This is a genomic window from Ruegeria sp. CDSC051, from assembly GCF_059610665.1.
On sequence record NZ_JBXWOC010000009.1, the window covers coordinates 149,000 to 166,777 of the forward strand.

Genomic DNA, 17,778 nt, shown 5'->3' on the forward strand with positions numbered 1-17,778 from the left:
CCAGCAATGCGCAGATCAAACGCTTTATTACTTAGGCGCATGCACAACATACCGTCCACGGTTCGCGCTACCGCTTTGTGACAAATACCCCTTCTGCACCAGCGACTTCAGCGCACGAAAAAAGGTCGGGCGCGAGACGCTTTGCACAAGCGTGTGTTCAATCAAGCCAAATGTCCGAACTTCCTGGTCAGCTTTGGACAGTTCTTCGGCGGCGTAATAGATATCGCGCTCTACCGGTGAGAGTTGTTCCAGCCCCAGCGTGCGCTCCATGCTTTGCATCAGTTTGCGCAGTTCGGTCAGTTTCAAGATTTCAGTCATTTCGTTACCTGTCGTTTCCCATGTCACGCGCTGCGACAAAGCAGCGGTATGAGACGAACTGAAATCTGAATGTTCAGAAGGTCTCATATTGACACTCATCCCCATTGGCATACACTTGCTATCTGATTAGGTTTCTCAATTCGCGAATGTGAGTGCGCGGCTGAGTTACCCAAGGTATTTTTTAAACAACGCCCGGCGCGATTGCGTCGGGCGAATTTGTCTTAATGACATCATTGGATAGCTTAAACCGGCAAATCGGGCAACGAATTTGTAAGGACACCTTACGTTAGACGAATAAGGACGATTGCCTGCAGATGTGCTGTCCGAAAAAAGGGGAGAGGTTGGCCCCCTTTTGCAACATTAGCCGATTGCTACGGCTTTGATGTCTTCGTCGATGAAAGGCAGATACTGCTCAAAGTTTTCGGCAAACATCTGAACCAGCTTCTCAGCCTGTTTATCGAAAGCGGCCTGGTCGTCCCAGGTGCGACGCGGATCCAGCAGAACTTCGGCGACACCGGGGACGGAAACCGGCACATCAAAGCCAAAATTTGCATCCTTGCGGAATTCCGCATCCCGAAGCGATCCATCCAGAGCGGCAGTCAGCAAACCGCGGGTCGCACGGATCGGCATCCGGCTGCCAACGCCATAGGCGCCGCCAGTCCAGCCGGTATTCACCAGCCAGCAGGTCGCGCCGTGCTGGGCGATCTTGTCGCGCAGCAGGTTGCCATAGACTTCTGGGCGACGCGGCATGAACGGCGCGCCAAAGCATGTCGAGAATGTGGGTTGGGGCTCGGTCACGCCGCGCTCTGTGCCAGCAACCTTCGAGGTGAAGCCCGACAGGAAGTGGTACATCGCCTGAGCCGGGGTCAGCCGCGCAATCGGGGGCAGAACACCAAACGCGTCACAAGTCAGCATGATGATGTTCTTCGGATGCCCGCCCAACGCGCTTTTCGAGGCATTGGAGATATACTCGAGCGGATAGGCGCAACGCATGTTTGCGGTCAGCGAGTCATCTTCGAAATCCAGCTCCTTGGTCTCGGGATCGAAAACCATATTCTCGATCACGGTGCCGAATTTGCTGGTGGTTGCATAGATCTCGGGTTCGGCCTCGGCGTTCAGGTTGATCGTCTTGGCATAGCACCCGCCCTCGAAGTTGAAAGTGCCACGGTCTGACCATCCATGTTCGTCATCGCCAATCAAGGTGCGGGCCGGATCAGCGGACAGGGTGGTCTTGCCAGTTCCCGAGAGGCCAAAGAAGACTGCGGTATCAACGGGATTGCCGACCGCGTGGTTCGCCGAGCAATGCATCGGCATCACGCCTTTTTCGGGCAGCATGTAATTCAGCAGGGTGAAGACGGACTTCTTGTTTTCGCCAGCATATTCTGTGCCGCCGATCAGAATCAATTTGCGGTCGAAGTTCAGTGCGATCACTGTCTCGCTACGGCAGTTGTGCTTGGCCGGATCAGCCTGGAAGCTGGGACAGTTGATGATTGTGAAATCCGCGATGAACTCATCCAGGTCTTCACGATCCGGGCGGCGCAGCAAGTGACGGATGAACAGATTGTGCCATGCCAGTTCGGTGACCATGCGCACGTTGATCGAATAAGCGGGGTCGGCGCCACCGACCAGATCCTGCACAAAATAGTCACGACCCTTCATATGCTCGATCATATCGGCATAAAGCGTTTCGAAACCCTCGGGACTCATCTCGGCGTTGTTTTCCCACCAGATCGAATCGGCGACACTGTCGGTGCGGACAACATGTTTGTCCTTGGGAGAACGGCCAGTGAACTTGCCGGTACTGACAAGAAAAGCTCCGCCATTGCCAAGTGTACCTTCACCCCGCTTGAGGGCTTCTTCAATCAGTGCCGGTTCCATGAAGTTGTAATAGACATTGCCCAGACCCTCGATGCCCTGATCTTCGAGGCGGAATTGCGGGTTCACCCGTCCAGATGTCATGTGTGTCTTCTCCTGTGGCGGCGCGGCGGCAGATTGGCCAAGGTGCGCTCTTGGGGCAGTGTACCGGGAAAACCGGCGATTGGGCGGGTCTTATCATGGTCGTTTAGGGCGTGAACAGGACGGTTTGGCGCAGTTAGCGCAACCAAGTTCAGGTTTAGCGCCACCATGTTTTTTCTGCCGGAAATACAGACACTTTTCGAAGACCATTAACGGCTTTTTTGCCGCATGTGTGTGACAACAATCGCACGATTCGTAGATGGCGATTGATTCGCGGCCATAAAAACGACAAAAATGCCCTACAAATAAGCGAATTGTTTCGTATGAGAGCAGGAATAGGGGTTAACCCGATGTCAAAGATTGCACTGGTGGATGACGACAGGAACATTCTGACGTCCGTATCCATGACGCTCGAAGCCGAGGGTTTCGAGGTAGAAACGTATAACGACGGGCAGGCTGCTCTGGATGCGTTTAACAAGAAGCTGCCCGATATGGCAGTGCTGGATATCAAGATGCCGCGTATGGATGGCATGGATTTGCTGCAGCGACTGCGGCAGAAGACTCAGATGCCGGTGATCTTTCTGACTTCGAAAGATGACGAGATCGACGAAGTTCTGGGTTTGCGCATGGGTGCTGATGATTATGTCAAAAAGCCCTTTTCGCAACGGTTGCTGGTAGAACGGATACGGGCCTTGCTGCGCCGTCAGGAAGCGACCTCGGGTGATCCCGTGGCTGCCAACACAGGCGACGCCAAGGTGATGGAACGGGGCGAATTGCGGATGGACCCCTTGCGCCACGCGGTGAGTTGGAAGGGATCGGATGTCTCTTTGACAGTGACCGAGTTCTTGTTGCTGCAGGCCTTGGCGCAGCGTCCGGGATTTGTCAAAAGCCGCGATCAGCTGATGGATGTTGCCTATGACGATCAGGTCTATGTAGATGACCGCACGATCGACAGCCACATCAAGCGTCTGCGCAAAAAGATGCGCGCTGCTGATCCGGAGTTTTCGGCCATCGAAACGTTGTATGGTATTGGGTATCGGTACAACGAAGAATAAGCGTGGCCTAAGTTAAGGGGTTACTGGGTCTCGTGCGCGATACTGAGCAAGAAAACGAGTTACGCGACGGTGACGTCGTTCTTGGAGATGACTGGGTCATCCCCCAGAGCGACGATTCCGCCGAACTCAGGGCCACACGCGGCCGCCGCAATCTGTTTTCCCTGCGGGGCTCGCCTCTGGCGCGCAAGATCATCACATTCAACATGATTGCATTGGTGATTCTGGTCACCGGATTGCTATATCTGGATAATTCGCGAGAAGAACAGGTGCAGCAGACCGCCCGGAACCTGGTTGGTGATGCGCAGTTGGTCAGCAACGTATTTGAAACCCAGCTGCGACAGAATGTGACTGGCATTACCCGCGACGCGGCCATCCTGGATGTCAAAGATACGTTGGCTGGTCTCAGCCTGCCGGTCGGCGGTGAAGTCTTTGTTTACGATGCCCGAGGGACGCTGATTGGTTGGACGCGCGGCGCGCCTGCGGTCTCAGAGATGCCGGTCATGCTGCGCTCAGAAGCTGATGCGCAGACTGGAAGCACACTGATCAGTGATGCCTTGAACGCGGTCTGGACCGGGCTGTCCAAAGTGTTCAAACAAGATGAAACCAGCGAAGCGCCAACCTTGGCCCAACGCGTTCAGGCCATCATTCCACAGGCGCTGACCGGGCATATTCAGGTTCAGGCGGTTCAGGATGATGCAGGCGAAACGGTTATCGTTGCTGCGGCCCCGATCCAACTGGATGGAAAGCCCGTTGGCGCAGTTGCCATGGCCGGTCCCGCCGGAGAAATCGACGCATTGGCCCGCCGTGATCAAGAGCGGATCCTGCGCATGTTCGTCGTGGCGCTTTTGGTTTCCGTTGGCTTGAGCCTTGTCCTTGCATCGACCATCGCCAACCCGTTGGCCGACCTGGCATCCGCCGCCGAGATGGGTAAAGACCGCGGTGCGGGGGTCAACCCGGGCCGCATCCGCATCCCCGATCTGAGCGCGCGACCGGACGAAATCGGACGACTCAGCCGAGCTTTGCGCGGCATGGTTACAGCGCTGTACAACCGGATTGATGCAAACGAACAATTCGCGGCAGATGTGGCGCATGAGATCAAAAACCCCCTAGCCAGCCTTCAATCCGCTGTGGGCACGTTGCGCATGGTTAAAAGAGACGACCAGCGCGACAAGCTGATGGGGGTGATCGAACATGATGTCCGTCGGCTGGATCGTCTGGTCAGCGACATTTCGAACGCCTCGCGCCTGGATGCCGAACTGGTCAAGGAGGAAGAGCAGCCATTTGATTTGTTGAACCTGATCGGAAACCTCGGTCAGTATCTGGGCGAGGATGCGCGCGCCAAGGGAATCGATTACATCACTGATCTGCCGCCCGAACCAATCACCGTGACCGGGCTTGAGGCGCGATTGGCGCAGGTGTTCGTAAACCTGATCACCAATGCGATTTCCTTCTGCGAAGAAAGCGATGCCATACGTGTGTGGGTACGCCGGCGCGAGGATCGGGTTCTGGTTGTTGTTGAAGACACCGGCCCAGGCATCCCCGAGCAAGCCCTGACCAAAGTGTTCAAAAGGTTCTATTCCCAGCGACCAGCCGAGCATTTCGGCAATAATTCGGGGTTGGGTCTGGCAATTTCCAAGCAGATCGTCGAGGCGCATGGCGGGGTGATTTGGGCCGAAAATATCCGCCCGACCGAAGCGGACATAACATCAGACCCTCAAGGCGCGCGATTTGTCGTGGGCCTGCCGGTTTGACGCGGTGAGCACGTCCGCACTCTCCTCTGTTGAACACAAAGATACTGCCATCGTTCACGCCTCTTGCGTCGCGGTAGCAGACCGTGCTGTTTTGATCGTGGGACCTTCGGGCACCGGGAAGTCAGCGCTGTCTTTGCAGATGATGGCGTTGGGGGCCGATCTGGTCGCGGACGATCGGGTTCGGTTGTATATGGATGGCAATCTCGCCCTGGCAGAGGCGGCTCCAAATATCGGTGGACTGATCGAGGCAAGAGGTCTTGGCCTGTTACGGGCAGTCTCGGTTGGGCCGGTGCCGGTTGGCTTTGTGGTGGACATGGCGCAAGAAGAACCCGAGCGCCTGCCAGAACCCCGTTCAATTCTTATCTTGAGGCAAACTGTTCCCTTGCTTCGGGGCGCTGGCGTCTCCAATTTACCAGCAGCGCTCTTGCTACTGATGAAAAACGGGTGCGCAGACCCGGAATGGCCCAATCAATGACGACCCAAAGACGCATCGTACTTGTCACCGGCCCATCCGGCGCAGGCCGGTCCACCGCAATCCGTGTGTTAGAGGATCTGGGGTTCGAGGCCATCGACAACCTTCCCATGGGTCTTTTACTGCGTCTATTAGACGGGCCAAAAACCGACCGTCCCATGGCGCTGGGTATTGATGCACGCAACCGCGATTTTTCCACGATTGGCGTCATCGAATTGCTGGCTAAGCTTCGGTGGATGGAACAGGTTGACCTGACCACGCTTTATCTCGATTGCAGCGATGAAGTCCTTCTGCGCAGGTATTCGGAAACCCGCAGACGTCACCCGGTGTCTGCGGATGCGAGTCCTGAAACCGGAGTGCGCCAGGAAAAAGAGTCGCTGGCCCCAATTCGTGAACTCGCAGATACGTTGATCGACACCACGCCACTGAATGTTCACCAACTGCGCGAAGAGGTTGAGCGCTGGTTTGCACCTCAGGGTGGGCGGCATCTGGCGGTAACCATCGAATCATTTTCCTATAAGCGTGGTTTGCCTCGCGGATTGGATATGGTCTTTGACTGCCGTTTTCTCACCAACCCGTACTGGCGTCCCGAGCTACGGGCCGAAGATGGTCGCAATTCGGATGTGGCGAGCTATATTCAAACCGACGCGAACTATGCGCCTTTCTTCGAAAGGGTGGTTGACCTGCTGACTTTGTTGTTGCCCGCCTACCGGGCCGAGGGCAAAGCCTACCTGTCCGTGGCCTTTGGCTGTACCGGAGGGCAACACAGATCGGTTGCAATGGCCGAAGCGGTTGCAAAGGCCCTTGCAGAGGGGGGGCAGCAGGTGGCAGTTAGGCATCGCGAAATGGAAAGACGATCGTTGAATGTGAGGCCGGATTGATCGGGATCGTACTCGTAGCACATGGTGGGCTGGCCAAAGAATATTTGGCCGCGATGCAGCATGTGGTCGGCAATCAGCCCGGCCTGGCCGCGATCTCGATCGAGGCCGATCATGATCGCGAAGCGAAGCAATCGGAAATCTGTGCGGCCGCCGACAGTGTCGATGTTGGTGACGGTGTTGTCGTCGTGACCGATCTGTTTGGCGGAAGCCCGTCGAATCTCAGCCTGCGTGCCTGCGCGCCGCAGGATCGCCGTATCCTTTACGGCGCAAATCTTCCCATGTTGATAAAACTGGCCAAATCCCGCCACCTGCCGATTGGCGAAGCCGTGCGGCAGGCAATGGAAGCTGGACGTAAGTATATCAATGCGCAAAATGTGACGTTTGACGAGAACCGGACAGATAAAGAATGACCACCCGAAGCTTGAAAATTATCAATGAAAAGGGCCTGCATGCCCGCGCCTCGGCCAAGCTGGTCGAGTTGGTAGAAGGGTTCGACGCTCAGGCCGAGGTGTCGAAAGACGGGCTTTCCGCATCCGGCGACAGCATTATGGGTCTTTTGATGTTGGCAGCGTCTCGTGGAACGACTATTGACGTCGAGACGTCCGGACCGGATGCTGAGGCGTTGGCTGATGCGTTGGAGACTCTGGTGAACGACAAGTTCGGAGAAGGTTTCTGACCGCACCCGCCGTGATACGAAGAACGGGATAACCAGGAATTGGCGGAAACAACGCACGAGACCAAGACAGGCCCGGTGGTGGATGGGACCAAGGACCAGGGCGAGATCTATGATCGTAAAACCCTGACCTACGCAAACTCGTTCGACGACCCTTGGACTGCAACAGCGATCCGCACCATTGAATGGTGTACGGGTAAGTTGACCATTTTGGGTATGGTTAACAAGTTCGAGAAGCAGAATGAACAATTCCGCGGCCAACGGTTCTGGGCAGGTGCGCTTAACATAATGGGCATCGACCTGACCACGCCAGAGGAACAGATCGCGCGTATTCCGAAAACGGGGCCCGTGGTCGTCGTAGCCAACCATCCCCATGGCATGGTCGACGGCATGATTCTGGCAGAGCTGATCGGCAGGGTCCGCAGCGACTATCGGATCTTGACCCGTTCGGTTCTGACAGGTTTGGACGAAGCGGCGACGTCGTTCATGATTCCGGTGCCCTTCCCGCACGATCCCGAGGCACAGGCCAAGATGCTTGAGATGCGCGGCAATGCGATGGAGCATCTGAAAAACGGGGGTGTTGTGGCCTTGTTCCCTTCAGGCGTCGTGATGTCTTCGGATGACTGGTTCGGGCCGGTGATCGAGCGTGAGTGGAACGTGTTCACGGCCAAAATGATCCGTCGATCCGGCGCGCAGGTCCTGCCGATCTTTTTCCCTGGCAGGAATTCGCGTGCCTACCAGATCGCCAACAAGCTTTCTGCGATTCTGCGGCAGGGTTTGTTGCTGCACGAGATCGTTCGATCCTGCAACAAACCGCAATCCCCGGTGATCGGAGAACCGATCTCGGATGAGGATATGCAGCTGCTGGAACGAGATCCGCGCGGCTTTATGGCTTGGCTCAGAAAACACACGCTGGGTCTGGGGCAGGCAACCAAGCTCTGACCTGCAATTTCACCTGATCAGGACAATCTCGTGGCTGCGCCCGGATGAATTCCGGGCGGTGGCCTTTACCGGGTCGGCACCGGGGCATCGCCCCGATAGTCATAAAAACCACGCTGCGTTTTACGTCCCAGCCAGCCCGCTTCGACATATTTCGTTAACAGCGGGCAAGGGCGATATTTGGTATCGGCCAATCCATCATGCAGCACGTTCATAATGGCCAAACAGGTGTCTAGGCCGATAAAGTCAGCGAGTTCTAGCGGTCCCATCGGGTGGTTTGCGCCCAATTTCATCGATTGGTCAATCGACTGAACATTCCCCACGCCTTCATACAGGGTGTATACGGCCTCGTTGATCATCGGCATCAGGATGCGGTTGACAATGAAAGCCGGGAAATCTTCGGCGCTGGCGGCGGTTTTGCCCAGGCGGTCTACAACGGCCTTACAGGCAGCAAATGTTGGTTGATCCGTAGCAATGCCCCGGATCAGTTCAACCAGTTGCATCACCGGAACTGGGTTCATGAAGTGAAAACCCATAAAGCGTTCGGGCCGGTCTGTTCGGCTCGCCAGACGTGTGATCGAAATAGATGACGTATTTGACGTCAGGATTGTATGCGGTTGCAGATGTGGCAGCAAACTTTCGAAAATGGCTTGTTTGACGGTCTCACGCTCGGTTGCGGCCTCGATCACCAGGTCAGTCTGGCCCAGCTTTGGCAGCTCCATTGTAGTCGTGATGCGTTTCAGCGCGGATTGCATCTCCTCATCCGAAATTTTTCCGCGCGATGCCTGGCGCGCCATATTTCCTTCAATCGTCGCCATGGCGCTGTTCAGCGCGTCCTGGCTAACGTCGTTCAGCAGAACGTCATATTCCGCCAAAGCCAGTACGTGGGCGATACCATTGCCCATTTGGCCTGCGCCAATCACTCCGACTGATTTTACATCCATTTTTTGATGCCTCTGTGCCACGGGGTAGGATGACACTATCGGCAGATCGGGGCGGGCGGCAAGGGGATCAGACCGTTCGACTTTGCTTCAAATGCGCACATTAGGAGATTCTCAAGACTTGCGGCTGCAAGATGGCATCCGGGTGAAAATTGGGTGAGTGATATGAGCTATCATCAAGCTGGCTCGGGGCGACTCGAGCATGACGTGTGCCAATACGGTGAGTCACGATTGTGGTTTCGTGGGCCAATGCGTTCGCTGGAGACGTCATTTGTGGCCTGCGCAGGTGGGACCGAAACATTCGGGCGATTCGTCGAGCAGCCATTCGCGGCAGTTCTCGAAGAGAGGTTGGACAGACGATGCCTGAATTTCGGAAGTCTTTTTTGCGGTGTAGATGCGCTGTGCGATGACACGGAGTTGAGGGGTTTACTGAACCAAGCAGAGCTCTGCTTGGTTCAGCTTAGCGACATATTGGGGCAGTCCAATCGATTCTACCGGGTTCATCCCCGACGCAACGACCGTTTTTTGGCTCCGACAGAGGATCTGAAATCTCTCTATCCCGAGATCGACTTTGCCGATGTCCATTTCGTACATCACCTGATGATTTTGTTGCAGGGCCGCAATGATGCGCGGTTCGAGGTAATCACAGAAGAGCTGCGACGGAATTGGATCGACCGCATTGGGGGGCTTGTTGAGGCGCTTGAAGCGCCTGTTGTCTTGTTGAATTTGCAGGTCCTGCGTGAGGCAGAAAGTGATCAGCCCAAGCACGGTGCTGATATTCGGATCACGCCACAGATGATCGAGGCCCTGCGCCCTCTCAGCGCCGAGATCGTTGAGGTGACGGTCAGCGTGTCGGGGCAGTCCGATGAGCTTGAAGATATGCTGTTTGGAACACTGCAACAGCCCATGGCGGAATATATGATAGGTCCTGCGGCACACAGGTCGATTGCTGACGCCTTGGTCGGTCCGATCAGAAACCTGCAATGAAAAGGGCCCGCCGATGGCGGGCCCAATGCAAGATTCTTCGTGGAAAAGTCTAGCCCGTTGATCAGCCGAGTTTCTCGGTCAGTTCCGGAACGGCCTGGAACAGGTCGGCGACCAGACCGTAATCGGCAACCTGGAAGATCGGCGCTTCTTCGTCTTTGTTGATTGCCACGATGATTTTAGAGTCTTTCATACCTGCCAGATGCTGAATCGCACCCGAGATGCCGACAGCGACATACAGATCCGGGGCAACAACCTTGCCGGTCTGACCCACCTGCCAATCGTTCGGAGCATAGCCCGAGTCGACTGCGGCGCGCGATGCGCCTACTGCGGCCCCCAGCTTGTCAGCGAGACCTTCGATCAGCTTGAAGTCCTCTTCAGAACCGACACCACGGCCACCCGACACAACAACGCCAGCCGAAGTCAGCTCGGGGCGGTCGCTTGTGGCTACCTTGTCTTCGACCCAGGACGATAGACCGGGGTTCTCGCCGACCGAGATGGTCTCAACGGCTGCCGAGCCATCTTCGCCCGCAGCATCAAAACTTGCGGTTCGGAAAGTGACGACTTTTTTGGCGTCCACAGATTTGACGGTCTGGATCGCGTTGCCCGCATAGATTGGGCGTTCGAAGGTCGAGCCGTCGACGACACCGGACGCGTCCGAGATGACCATGACGTCCAGCAGCGCGGCAACGCGCGGCATAACGTTCTTGGCATCGGTGGTGGCGGGGGCAACGATGTGCTCATAACCATCAGCCAGACCTACGATCAGCGCAGCAGTGGATTCCGCCAGGCGATGGCCCAGCGATTCGTCCTCGGCGACCAGAACCTTTGAGACGCCGGTGATCTTGGCGGCAGCTTCACCGGCAGCAGCAGCGGAACCGCCTGCGGCCAGAACGGTTACATCACCCAGTGCCTTTGCTGCGTTTACAGCTTTGGCGGTTGCGTCCAGCGCCAGTTCACCATTGTTGACTTCGGCGAGAAGAAGAACAGCCATTACACAGCCCCCGCTTCTTTGAGTTTCGCGACAAGCTCGTCTACCGAGCCGACGATGATGCCAGCGGCACGTGCCTGTGGTTCTTCGGTTTTGACGACTTCCAGGCGCGGCGAGACGTCGACGCCGTAATCGGCGGCGGTTTTCTCGTCCAGCGGCTTTTTCTTCGCCTTCATGATGTTGGGCAGCGACGCGTAACGGGGCTCGTTCAGGCGCAGGTCCACGGTCACGATTGTCGGCATTTTGACGCTGATGGTTTGCATGCCACCATCGACTTCGCGAGTGATCTTTGCGCTGTCGCCGTCGATGTCGATGTCGATGTCGGACGCAAAGGTGCCTTGTGACCAGCCCAAAAGAGCTGACAACATCTGACCAGTTGCATTCATGTCGTTGTCGATAGACTGCTTGCCGCACAGAACGATACCGGGCTGCTCTTCCTCGACCACTTTGGCCAGGATCTTGGCAACGGCCAGGGGTTCGATGTCCTGATGGACATCATCTGCAGCAATGACCAGGATGGCACGGTCCGCGCCCATGGCCAGCGCAGTGCGCAGTGTTTCCTGGGCTTGTTTTACGCCGATAGAAACAACGACGACTTCGTCTGCCTTGCCGGCTTCTTTCAGACGGATTGCCTCTTCGACAGAAATTTCGTCGAACGGGTTCATCGACATTTTGACATTGGCGAGATCGACACCGCTGCCATCCGCTTTGACGCGAACTTTAACGTTATAGTCAATCACGCGTTTGACAGGCACGAGTACCTTCATTTTGCGCTAGCTCCTCACAAAAAACGGCAAGCCGCGTCGCGACTCCACCAATGTTCATGAGGGCTTGAATAGCGATTCAATTCAGGCGGCAACAGGGCAAAATCGTCACGTCATCTGCAACGGACGTCGCGTTTTGCTATTTTTGACGTGACCAAGCACCACACACCCACCCAAAAAGGCAGGAAGCTATCGGTTTGCGCCCGCCCGTCGGGCCGGGGCTTCGCCCTTCCGGTCGCCGCCGCGTCCACTGGACGCAACGCCGCTTTCAGCGGTTCGCGCCCGGAACCCACAGAACATCTTCGGTTCCGTTTTCATTGGCACAACGGGCTGCGACGAAGAACCAGTCGCTCAGACGGTTCAGGTACTTGACTGCGGTTTCGTTGACCGGCTCCATGTTGGTCAGCTCAACCGCAAGCCGTTCGGCCCGGCGAGATACGGTTCGACATACATGCAGATGCGCCGCAAGACGCGAGCCACCGGGCAGGATGAAACTGCGCAGCGGTTCCAAGGCTTCGTTCATCGCGTCGATTTCAACCTCGAGCCGGTCAATCTGCGAGGGCACGATGCGCAGAGGCGGATAGTCTGCTTCGGCATCCTTTTCCATATCGGGACGACAGAAATCTGCGCCCAGATCAAATAAGTCATTCTGAATGCGGGCGAGTGCAGCTTCGACATCCCCATCTGCCTCGGTCCGGGCGACGCCGACAAAGGCGTTCAACTCGTCCACGGTGCCATAAGCGGTCACGCGGCCCGAGTATTTGGCAACGCGTTCGCCATTGCCGAGAGCGGTTTTGCCATCATCACCGGTGCGGGTGTAAATCTTGTTCAATACGACCATTTACTGACCTCCCTGACCGCGCAGCCAGACGTAAAGCACGATCAGAATCACGGCGATGAACTGAAACAGGATACGCAGGCGCATATACTTGTTGCTTTTCAGTGCCGCGTCCCTGCCGCTTTTGCCAAAATTCGAGATGCCAAGCGCCAATACGACGACAACCGCCGCCATGGCCAAAAGCAAAATGACCATCATTAGGTCCATGAGTACACCGTCCGCGTTTCTGTTTGCCTAGGGCTATCATCTAGCCCCGTGCGTGCCAAAAGCGAACGGGTTATTTCGCCTCAGACCCCTGCAAGGATGCGGTCAATCGCACGTGTCGACAGGATGCGGCGCAAACAACCGGCGATAAATGTAGGTGTTGTCACATAGTATCGGGGGCGCGGGCGCTTGGATTCTACGGCGTGGGCCAGCTTGGTCGTAACTGCTGATGCGGGCAGTTCAAACCGATCCGGCCCCGACGATTCATACAGTCTTTTCAACAAAGAGGACTCATAACGCTCGCGCAGGGCCGAGTTTTGCCAGTTGATGAACCGCTCGAAGAACGGGATCGAGTTTTCGCGGATTTTAGATGTGATCGGGCCGGGTTCGATCAAAATGACCTTGATCCCCGTATCAGCCAGTTCTAGGCGCAGTGTATCCGTCAGCCCTTCGATTGCATATTTCGTGGCCACATAGGCGCCGCGCCACGGATAGGCCACCAGACCCAGCACCGAAGAGTTCTGAACGATTCGCCCGTGTCCTTGATTGCGCATTATCGGGATGACCTGTCTGGTCAGTTCGTGCCAGCCAAAGAAGTTCGCCTCGAAAATCTGACGCAGGCCTTCGGTCGGCAGGTCCTCGACCGCGCCGGGCAGGCCATGTGCGCCATTGTTGAACAGCGCGTCCAGGGTGCCTCCGGTGGCCTCCAACACTTCGTTCAAACCCGACGATATGCTGGCCGTGTCGGTATAATCAATGCGCGGGCTTTCAAACCCCTGCGCCCGCAACCGGTCGCAATCGCGCTGTTGTTTGCACGAGGCAAACACGCGCCAACCCCGCGCGCGCATCCCATGCGCCGCATCCAGTCCGATGCCCGATGAGCAGCCAGTAATTAGAATGGTTTTCTGCATGATTTTCCCGATTCTGAACCAGCCCCAAGCTAGGGTGCACAGAGTATGGGAACAATCATTGCTCCACGTCAGTCTGGTGTTTTTCTGACCAAAGAGGTCGAAATCCACCCCACCTGTTGCTGCGGCAACACGCGCAGTCGCAACCATCCGGTGCCCGAGTCACTTAGCACCTCGACCTTCTGGCCGATGCGCGCTTTGCCAACAATCGGGTAGATCGTTCCAGGGCCGTCACGCATGTTCACGCGGGTCCCGGAGATTTCCCGGATATCTTTCCTGGGTTCAGGCTGGGCAGCGGGTTCAGGCTGCACGTCCTTGGTGATTTGCTTCAGGCCAGTTACACCGTCTTCCAGAGACGCAAGCGTGATGCTGGCAGTCTGATCGTCAAACACCGAAAGCGCGTTGAAAGTGTCCAGACTGGCAGGTTCTGCGACAATCGCTGCGACTGCTGGCTGGGGATCAATCGGGCGCTCGCGCACGACCGGCGAGCGCATAGCGACATTTGTCACAAGCTCTTTTGCCGGAGACGGTGCTACGCTTTTGGGGGCCGCTTTCGAGGCGACTCGCACAGGCTGTTCCGACCGCACACCGCGCGGCTCGAAATTAGGCCCGCCACTCATGACGTAAAAGCACCAGCCAAGTGCAGCGAAACTCATTACAATCAGGCGCGTCATGGCGCATCCCCCGGTCGATCAATCAAAACAAAAAAAGGCAGCAGACTAATGTCAGACATCCTAGCATAATTCGCGACCCAAGTCGAAAAACGGGGGAAATCGGGGGGTTGCCTCCCCCTGTTGCAAAAAGCGCCACTTGTCCCCAATAAAATATGTCTTGCTTGCTTTACCCGCGCGCCCTTGCGTCGTATCACATCATCTATGAATGATACGATCGACGACCCCAATATGGTGGCCCCCGAAAACGGGGGCGAAGTAGCCGAACCGCTGCGCCGCGCGATTGGTGAACGTTATCTGACCTATGCGCTGTCCACCATCATGCACCGGGCCTTGCCCGATGCACGGGATGGTTTGAAGCCGGTGCATCGGCGAATCCTCTATGCGATGCGCGAGTTGCGACTCAGTGCAACGGGCGGGTTCCGTAAGTCGGCGAAAATCTCGGGCGATGTGATGGGTAACTATCACCCGCACGGCGATGCCGCGATTTATGACGCGATGGCGCGTTTGGCGCAGGATTTCAACGTGCGTTATCCGCTGGTCGACGGGCAGGGGAATTTCGGCAATATCGACGGCGATAACCCGGCGGCCTCTCGTTATACCGAGGCTCGGATGACCATCGTGGCCGAGGCTCTGCTTGAGGGTCTAAACGAGGATGCTGTCGATTTCCGTGACAACTATGACGGCACGCTGACCGAACCGGTGGTTCTGCCCGCGCAATTTCCGAATCTGCTGGCCAATGGCTCCAGCGGTATTGCGGTGGGCATGGCGACGAATATCCCGCCACATAACATCTCGGAACTGTGTGACGCCTGTTTGCATCTGATCAAGACGCCGGATGCGCGCGACGATACGCTTCTGAACTACGTGCCCGGACCGGATTTCCCAACCGGCGGCGTAATCGTTGAACCGCCTGCGAATATCGCGCAGGCCTATCGCACCGGGCGCGGGTCATTCCGCCTGCGCTGTAAGTTCGAGGTCGAGGATCTGGGCCGCGGTCAGTGGCAGATCGTCGTCACCGAGATTCCCTATCAGGTTCAGAAATCGAAGCTGATCGAAAAGATCGCCGAGCTGATTCAGACCAAGAAAATCCCGATCCTTGGCGACGTTCGTGACGAATCCGCCGATGACATCCGCCTGATCCTTGAGCCGCGTTCCAAGAATGTGGACCCCGAGGTTCTGATGGGCATGCTCTATCGCAACTCGGACCTTGAGGTGCGGTTCAGCCTGAACATGAACGTGCTGATCGACGGGGTGACACCCAAAGTCTGCTCGATGAAAGAAGTGCTTCGCGCCTTCCTTGATCACCGGCAAGAGGTTCTGCTGCGCCGGTCGCGCCACCGGATGGCCAAGATCGACCATCGGCTGGAGGTGTTGGAGGGCTTTATCGTTGCCTTCCTGAATCTTGACCGCGTGATCGACATTATCCGCTATGACGATGACCCCAAGGCTGCGCTGATGCGCGAAGACTGGGGCATCGACCATGTCCGCGCCACCAATGAGGCCGACTATGTCTCGCCCACACGGGGCGAGGGCGAGCTGTCCGAGGTCCAGGTCGACGCAATTCTTAACATGCGTCTGCGCAGCTTGCGTCGTCTGGAAGAGATGGAGCTGGTTCGCGAACGCGATGAGCTGATGTTGGAACGTGCCAATCTCGAAGATCTTCTAGCCGACGAAAGCCTGCAATGGGCCAGCATCGCCGAGCAGTTGAAAGAGACCAAGAAAACGTTCGGCAAGGATTATGAGGGCGGCGCGCGTCGCACCCAGTTTGCCGAAGCCGGTCAGGTCGAAGAGGTCCCGCTTGAGGCGATGATCGACCGCGAACCGATCACGGTTGTCTGCTCTCAGATGGGCTGGATTCGCGCCATGACCGGCCATATCGACCTGAACCGCGAGTTGAAGTTCAAGGATGGCGATGGGCCACGGTTTATCTTCCATGCGGAAACCACCGATCGGCTGCTGGTCTTTGCCTCGAACGGTCGATTCTATACGATCAGCGCCGCGAATCTGCCCGGCGGTCGGGGTATGGGCGAGCCGCTGCGCCTGATGGTCGACCTGCCGAATGAGGCGCAGATAATCGACATCCTGATCCACAAACCGGGGCGCAAGCTGCTGGTGGCCTCGGATGCGGGTAACGGCTTCACCGTGCCCGAGGATGACGTGCTGGCACAGACCCGAAACGGCAAACAGGTGCTGAACGTTAAAGGCGACGAAACAGCGATTATCTGTAAGGCGATCGAAGGTGACCACGTTGCAGTGGTTTCTCAGAACGGCAAGTTTCTGGTCTTCCCGACCGAGGAACTGCCTGAAATGACCCGCGGCAAGGGCGTTCGCCTGCAGAAATACAATATGGCGCGCGGGCGGCAGGGGACGCTGGAATTGGACGGCGGGCTGTCAGATATCACCACCTTCAACTGGGAAGAGGGCCTGAAATGGTCCATGGGTGGCGACAAGACCCGGCACGAGGCAGATCTTTCGCAATGGCTGGCCAAGCGTGCCAGCGTCGGGAAAAAGCCGCCATACGGCTTCCCGCGTGATTTTAAATTCTCCTGATCAGGCCCGGTCACAGAGGATTTATGCCGATACGGCTTGGCACAAGCCGTATCGGTGCGTTAGATCAAAGAAAAACAGGCCTATCGAGACGAGACATGTTGCGCATTTTGACACTGATCACCGGATTGGCCCTGATGGGCGCCTGCACCCAAACGCAGGTTTACGAAGAGCCTGAGTCGCTGGGCGAATTCAAGTTGCGGGTAAACTATGCCTTTGCCGATAAGGCGGTGCAGGGGCCGGTAAGCCGGGATGCGACGCCAGACGAATGGACTGCGGCCATTCAAAACGCGGTGGACATCCGCCTTGGGCGCTATACGGGCGCACAGGAATACGACATCGGAATCAGCCTCGAGGGCTACATGCTGGCCCCTCCCGGAATTCCGGTGATCTACAACCCCAAGAGCACTGCGATTGTTCTGGTCAACGTTTATGACGTGAACAAGAAAGAATTTCTTGCCAAAGGTAAGCAATTCCAGGTGCTGGAAGACACAACCGGTGGCAGTGCCCTGAAAGGGTCGGGTCATGAACGGACGAAACAAGAGCAAATGAGCGGGCTGGCTCTGAAAGTTGCGGACCGAGTCGAAGAATGGTTGGCCGAGGAACATTTGGAAAACGGTTGGTTCGACCGGCGTCCCGAACTGATCCAGCCACTCGATTCAGGTGAAGCAACGCAAAATCCGGCTTAAAGAACGGCATTTCCCGCAGGATGTGCTTGATTTTCTCCTTTGAACCCAATATCTCGCGCGCGCAGATGTAACCACGGGACCAAGGGTCCCCCAAAGCACAAAAGGGCGCCTGAGGAATGGCAAAGGAAAAGTTTGAGCGTAATAAGCCGCACGTCAACATTGGCACGATTGGGCACGTTGACCACGGCAAGAC

At 56.6% G+C, this 17,778-nt stretch carries 20 protein-coding genes; 10 read left to right on the forward strand and 10 right to left on the reverse strand.

Annotation, left to right across the window (positions count from 1 at the left end):
* Positions 1-27: 27 nt before the first annotated feature.
* Together AC2FH0_RS18205 and AC2FH0_RS18210 are read right to left on the reverse strand one after the other, a co-directional pair.
* Positions 28-318 (reverse strand): hypothetical protein, encoded by a 291-nt coding sequence (locus tag AC2FH0_RS18205; protein ID WP_142639308.1) that lies wholly within the window; start codon positions 316-318, stop codon positions 28-30.
* A 360-nt stretch (positions 319-678) separates the two neighbouring features.
* The gene (locus AC2FH0_RS18210) at positions 679-2,277 is read right to left on the reverse strand and encodes a phosphoenolpyruvate carboxykinase (protein WP_142639267.1); all 1,599 of its coding nucleotides are present in this window, start codon (positions 2,275-2,277) and stop codon (positions 679-681) included.
* Positions 2,278-2,624: 347 nt separating this feature from the next.
* Here AC2FH0_RS18210 and AC2FH0_RS18215 point away from each other — a divergent pair, with 347 nt between their 5' ends.
* From AC2FH0_RS18215 to AC2FH0_RS18245, 7 genes are read left to right on the forward strand one after another with little or no spacing between them, the layout of a single operon-like run.
* Positions 2,625-3,329, forward strand: coding sequence for a response regulator transcription factor (locus AC2FH0_RS18215; RefSeq protein WP_142639269.1), 705 nt, complete (start codon positions 2,625-2,627; stop codon positions 3,327-3,329).
* A gap of 32 nt (positions 3,330-3,361) precedes the next feature.
* The gene (locus tag AC2FH0_RS18220; protein WP_496698416.1) at positions 3,362-5,080 is read left to right on the forward strand and encodes a sensor histidine kinase; all 1,719 of its coding nucleotides are present in this window, start codon (positions 3,362-3,364) and stop codon (positions 5,078-5,080) included.
* A 4-nt stretch (positions 5,081-5,084) separates the two neighbouring features.
* Positions 5,085-5,555, forward strand: a complete 471-nt coding sequence (locus AC2FH0_RS18225) for an HPr kinase/phosphorylase (protein ID WP_496690309.1) — start codon at positions 5,085-5,087, stop codon at positions 5,553-5,555.
* Positions 5,552-6,433 carry an RNase adapter RapZ gene (gene rapZ, locus AC2FH0_RS18230; RefSeq protein WP_496790033.1) on the forward strand — a complete coding sequence of 294 codons (882 nt, stop codon included), beginning with the start codon at positions 5,552-5,554 and terminating at the stop codon, positions 6,431-6,433. The genes AC2FH0_RS18225 and rapZ overlap by 4 nt, the downstream gene beginning before the upstream one ends.
* Positions 6,430-6,843: a PTS sugar transporter subunit IIA gene (locus tag AC2FH0_RS18235; protein WP_142639275.1), complete on the forward strand. Its 414-nt coding sequence runs from the start codon at positions 6,430-6,432 to the stop codon at positions 6,841-6,843. Before rapZ ends, AC2FH0_RS18235 begins: the two co-directional genes overlap by 4 nt.
* Complete coding sequence (locus tag AC2FH0_RS18240; protein WP_142639277.1) at positions 6,840-7,109, forward strand: HPr family phosphocarrier protein; 270 nt, start codon at positions 6,840-6,842, stop codon at positions 7,107-7,109. The genes AC2FH0_RS18235 and AC2FH0_RS18240 overlap by 4 nt, the downstream gene beginning before the upstream one ends.
* A gap of 39 nt (positions 7,110-7,148) precedes the next feature.
* The gene (locus AC2FH0_RS18245; RefSeq protein WP_271951305.1) at positions 7,149-8,048 is read left to right on the forward strand and encodes a lysophospholipid acyltransferase family protein; all 900 of its coding nucleotides are present in this window, start codon (positions 7,149-7,151) and stop codon (positions 8,046-8,048) included.
* A gap of 65 nt (positions 8,049-8,113) precedes the next feature.
* Here the strand turns inward: AC2FH0_RS18245 and AC2FH0_RS18250 are convergent, their stop codons facing one another.
* The gene (locus tag AC2FH0_RS18250; RefSeq protein ID WP_496709635.1) at positions 8,114-8,989 is read right to left on the reverse strand and encodes a 3-hydroxybutyryl-CoA dehydrogenase; all 876 of its coding nucleotides are present in this window, start codon (positions 8,987-8,989) and stop codon (positions 8,114-8,116) included.
* Between the two features lie 162 nt (positions 8,990-9,151).
* Between AC2FH0_RS18250 and AC2FH0_RS18255 the strand changes: the two genes are divergently transcribed.
* Complete coding sequence (locus AC2FH0_RS18255) at positions 9,152-9,973, forward strand: DUF6473 family protein (RefSeq protein ID WP_496692209.1); 822 nt, start codon at positions 9,152-9,154, stop codon at positions 9,971-9,973.
* A 61-nt stretch (positions 9,974-10,034) separates the two neighbouring features.
* Here AC2FH0_RS18255 and AC2FH0_RS18260 read toward each other — a convergent pair whose 3' ends face one another.
* The 6 genes from AC2FH0_RS18260 to AC2FH0_RS18285 form a co-directional block, all read right to left on the reverse strand.
* Entirely contained in the window at positions 10,035-10,964 is a 930-nt protein-coding gene (locus tag AC2FH0_RS18260) for an electron transfer flavoprotein subunit alpha/FixB family protein (protein ID WP_142639283.1), read from the reverse strand.
* Positions 10,964-11,728, reverse strand: coding sequence for an electron transfer flavoprotein subunit beta/FixA family protein (locus AC2FH0_RS18265; protein ID WP_496790034.1), 765 nt, complete (start codon positions 11,726-11,728; stop codon positions 10,964-10,966). Before AC2FH0_RS18265 ends, AC2FH0_RS18260 begins: the two co-directional genes overlap by 1 nt.
* Positions 11,729-11,993: 265 nt before the next feature.
* Positions 11,994-12,566 carry a cob(I)yrinic acid a,c-diamide adenosyltransferase gene (locus AC2FH0_RS18270; RefSeq protein ID WP_281973486.1) on the reverse strand — a complete coding sequence of 191 codons (573 nt, stop codon included), beginning with the start codon at positions 12,564-12,566 and terminating at the stop codon, positions 11,994-11,996.
* Positions 12,567-12,770 carry a twin transmembrane helix small protein gene (locus AC2FH0_RS18275; RefSeq protein WP_142639289.1) on the reverse strand — a complete coding sequence of 68 codons (204 nt, stop codon included), beginning with the start codon at positions 12,768-12,770 and terminating at the stop codon, positions 12,567-12,569.
* An 80-nt stretch (positions 12,771-12,850) separates the two neighbouring features.
* Entirely contained in the window at positions 12,851-13,678 is an 828-nt protein-coding gene (locus AC2FH0_RS18280) for an SDR family NAD(P)-dependent oxidoreductase (protein ID WP_496692210.1), read from the reverse strand.
* 68 nt (positions 13,679-13,746) lie between these two features.
* Positions 13,747-14,349: an SH3 domain-containing protein gene (locus AC2FH0_RS18285; RefSeq protein WP_496692211.1), complete on the reverse strand. Its 603-nt coding sequence runs from the start codon at positions 14,347-14,349 to the stop codon at positions 13,747-13,749.
* 201 nt (positions 14,350-14,550) lie between these two features.
* Between AC2FH0_RS18285 and parC the strand changes: the two genes are divergently transcribed.
* Complete coding sequence (gene parC / locus AC2FH0_RS18290) at positions 14,551-16,899, forward strand: DNA topoisomerase IV subunit A (protein ID WP_496702993.1); 2,349 nt, start codon at positions 14,551-14,553, stop codon at positions 16,897-16,899.
* Positions 16,900-16,994: 95 nt separating this feature from the next.
* Positions 16,995-17,585 carry a hypothetical protein gene (locus AC2FH0_RS18295; RefSeq protein WP_496678806.1) on the forward strand — a complete coding sequence of 197 codons (591 nt, stop codon included), beginning with the start codon at positions 16,995-16,997 and terminating at the stop codon, positions 17,583-17,585.
* Here AC2FH0_RS18295 and AC2FH0_RS18300 read toward each other — a convergent pair.
* Positions 17,582-17,778: hypothetical protein (locus tag AC2FH0_RS18300; protein WP_496692212.1), on the reverse strand; the 197-nt coding region annotated here is incomplete at its 5' end. The genes AC2FH0_RS18295 and AC2FH0_RS18300 overlap by 4 nt on opposite strands.

Coding starts and splice junctions, on each gene's coding strand:
- AC2FH0_RS18205 (WP_142639308.1), bottom strand. CDS start 318: ATGACTGAAATCTTGAAACTGACCGAACTGCGCAAACTGATGCAAAGC.
- AC2FH0_RS18210 (WP_142639267.1), bottom strand. CDS start 2,277: ATGACATCTGGACGGGTGAACCCGCAATTCCGCCTCGAAGATCAGGGC.
- AC2FH0_RS18215 (WP_142639269.1), top strand. CDS start 2,625: ATGTCAAAGATTGCACTGGTGGATGACGACAGGAACATTCTGACGTCC.
- rapZ (WP_496790033.1), top strand. CDS start 5,552: ATGACGACCCAAAGACGCATCGTACTTGTCACCGGCCCATCCGGCGCA.
- AC2FH0_RS18240 (WP_142639277.1), top strand. CDS start 6,840: ATGACCACCCGAAGCTTGAAAATTATCAATGAAAAGGGCCTGCATGCC.
- AC2FH0_RS18250 (WP_496709635.1), bottom strand. CDS start 8,989: ATGGATGTAAAATCAGTCGGAGTGATTGGCGCAGGCCAAATGGGCAAT.
- AC2FH0_RS18255 (WP_496692209.1), top strand. CDS start 9,152: ATGAGCTATCATCAAGCTGGCTCGGGGCGACTCGAGCATGACGTGTGC.
- AC2FH0_RS18260 (WP_142639283.1), bottom strand. CDS start 10,964: ATGGCTGTTCTTCTTCTCGCCGAAGTCAACAATGGTGAACTGGCGCTG.
- AC2FH0_RS18265 (WP_496790034.1), bottom strand. CDS start 11,728: ATGAAGGTACTCGTGCCTGTCAAACGCGTGATTGACTATAACGTTAAA.
- AC2FH0_RS18270 (WP_281973486.1), bottom strand. CDS start 12,566: ATGGTCGTATTGAACAAGATTTACACCCGCACCGGTGATGATGGCAAA.
- AC2FH0_RS18275 (WP_142639289.1), bottom strand. CDS start 12,770: ATGGACCTAATGATGGTCATTTTGCTTTTGGCCATGGCGGCGGTTGTC.
- AC2FH0_RS18280 (WP_496692210.1), bottom strand. CDS start 13,678: ATGCAGAAAACCATTCTAATTACTGGCTGCTCATCGGGCATCGGACTG.
- AC2FH0_RS18285 (WP_496692211.1), bottom strand. CDS start 14,349: ATGACGCGCCTGATTGTAATGAGTTTCGCTGCACTTGGCTGGTGCTTT.
- parC (WP_496702993.1), top strand. CDS start 14,551: ATGAATGATACGATCGACGACCCCAATATGGTGGCCCCCGAAAACGGG.
- AC2FH0_RS18295 (WP_496678806.1), top strand. CDS start 16,995: ATGTTGCGCATTTTGACACTGATCACCGGATTGGCCCTGATGGGCGCC.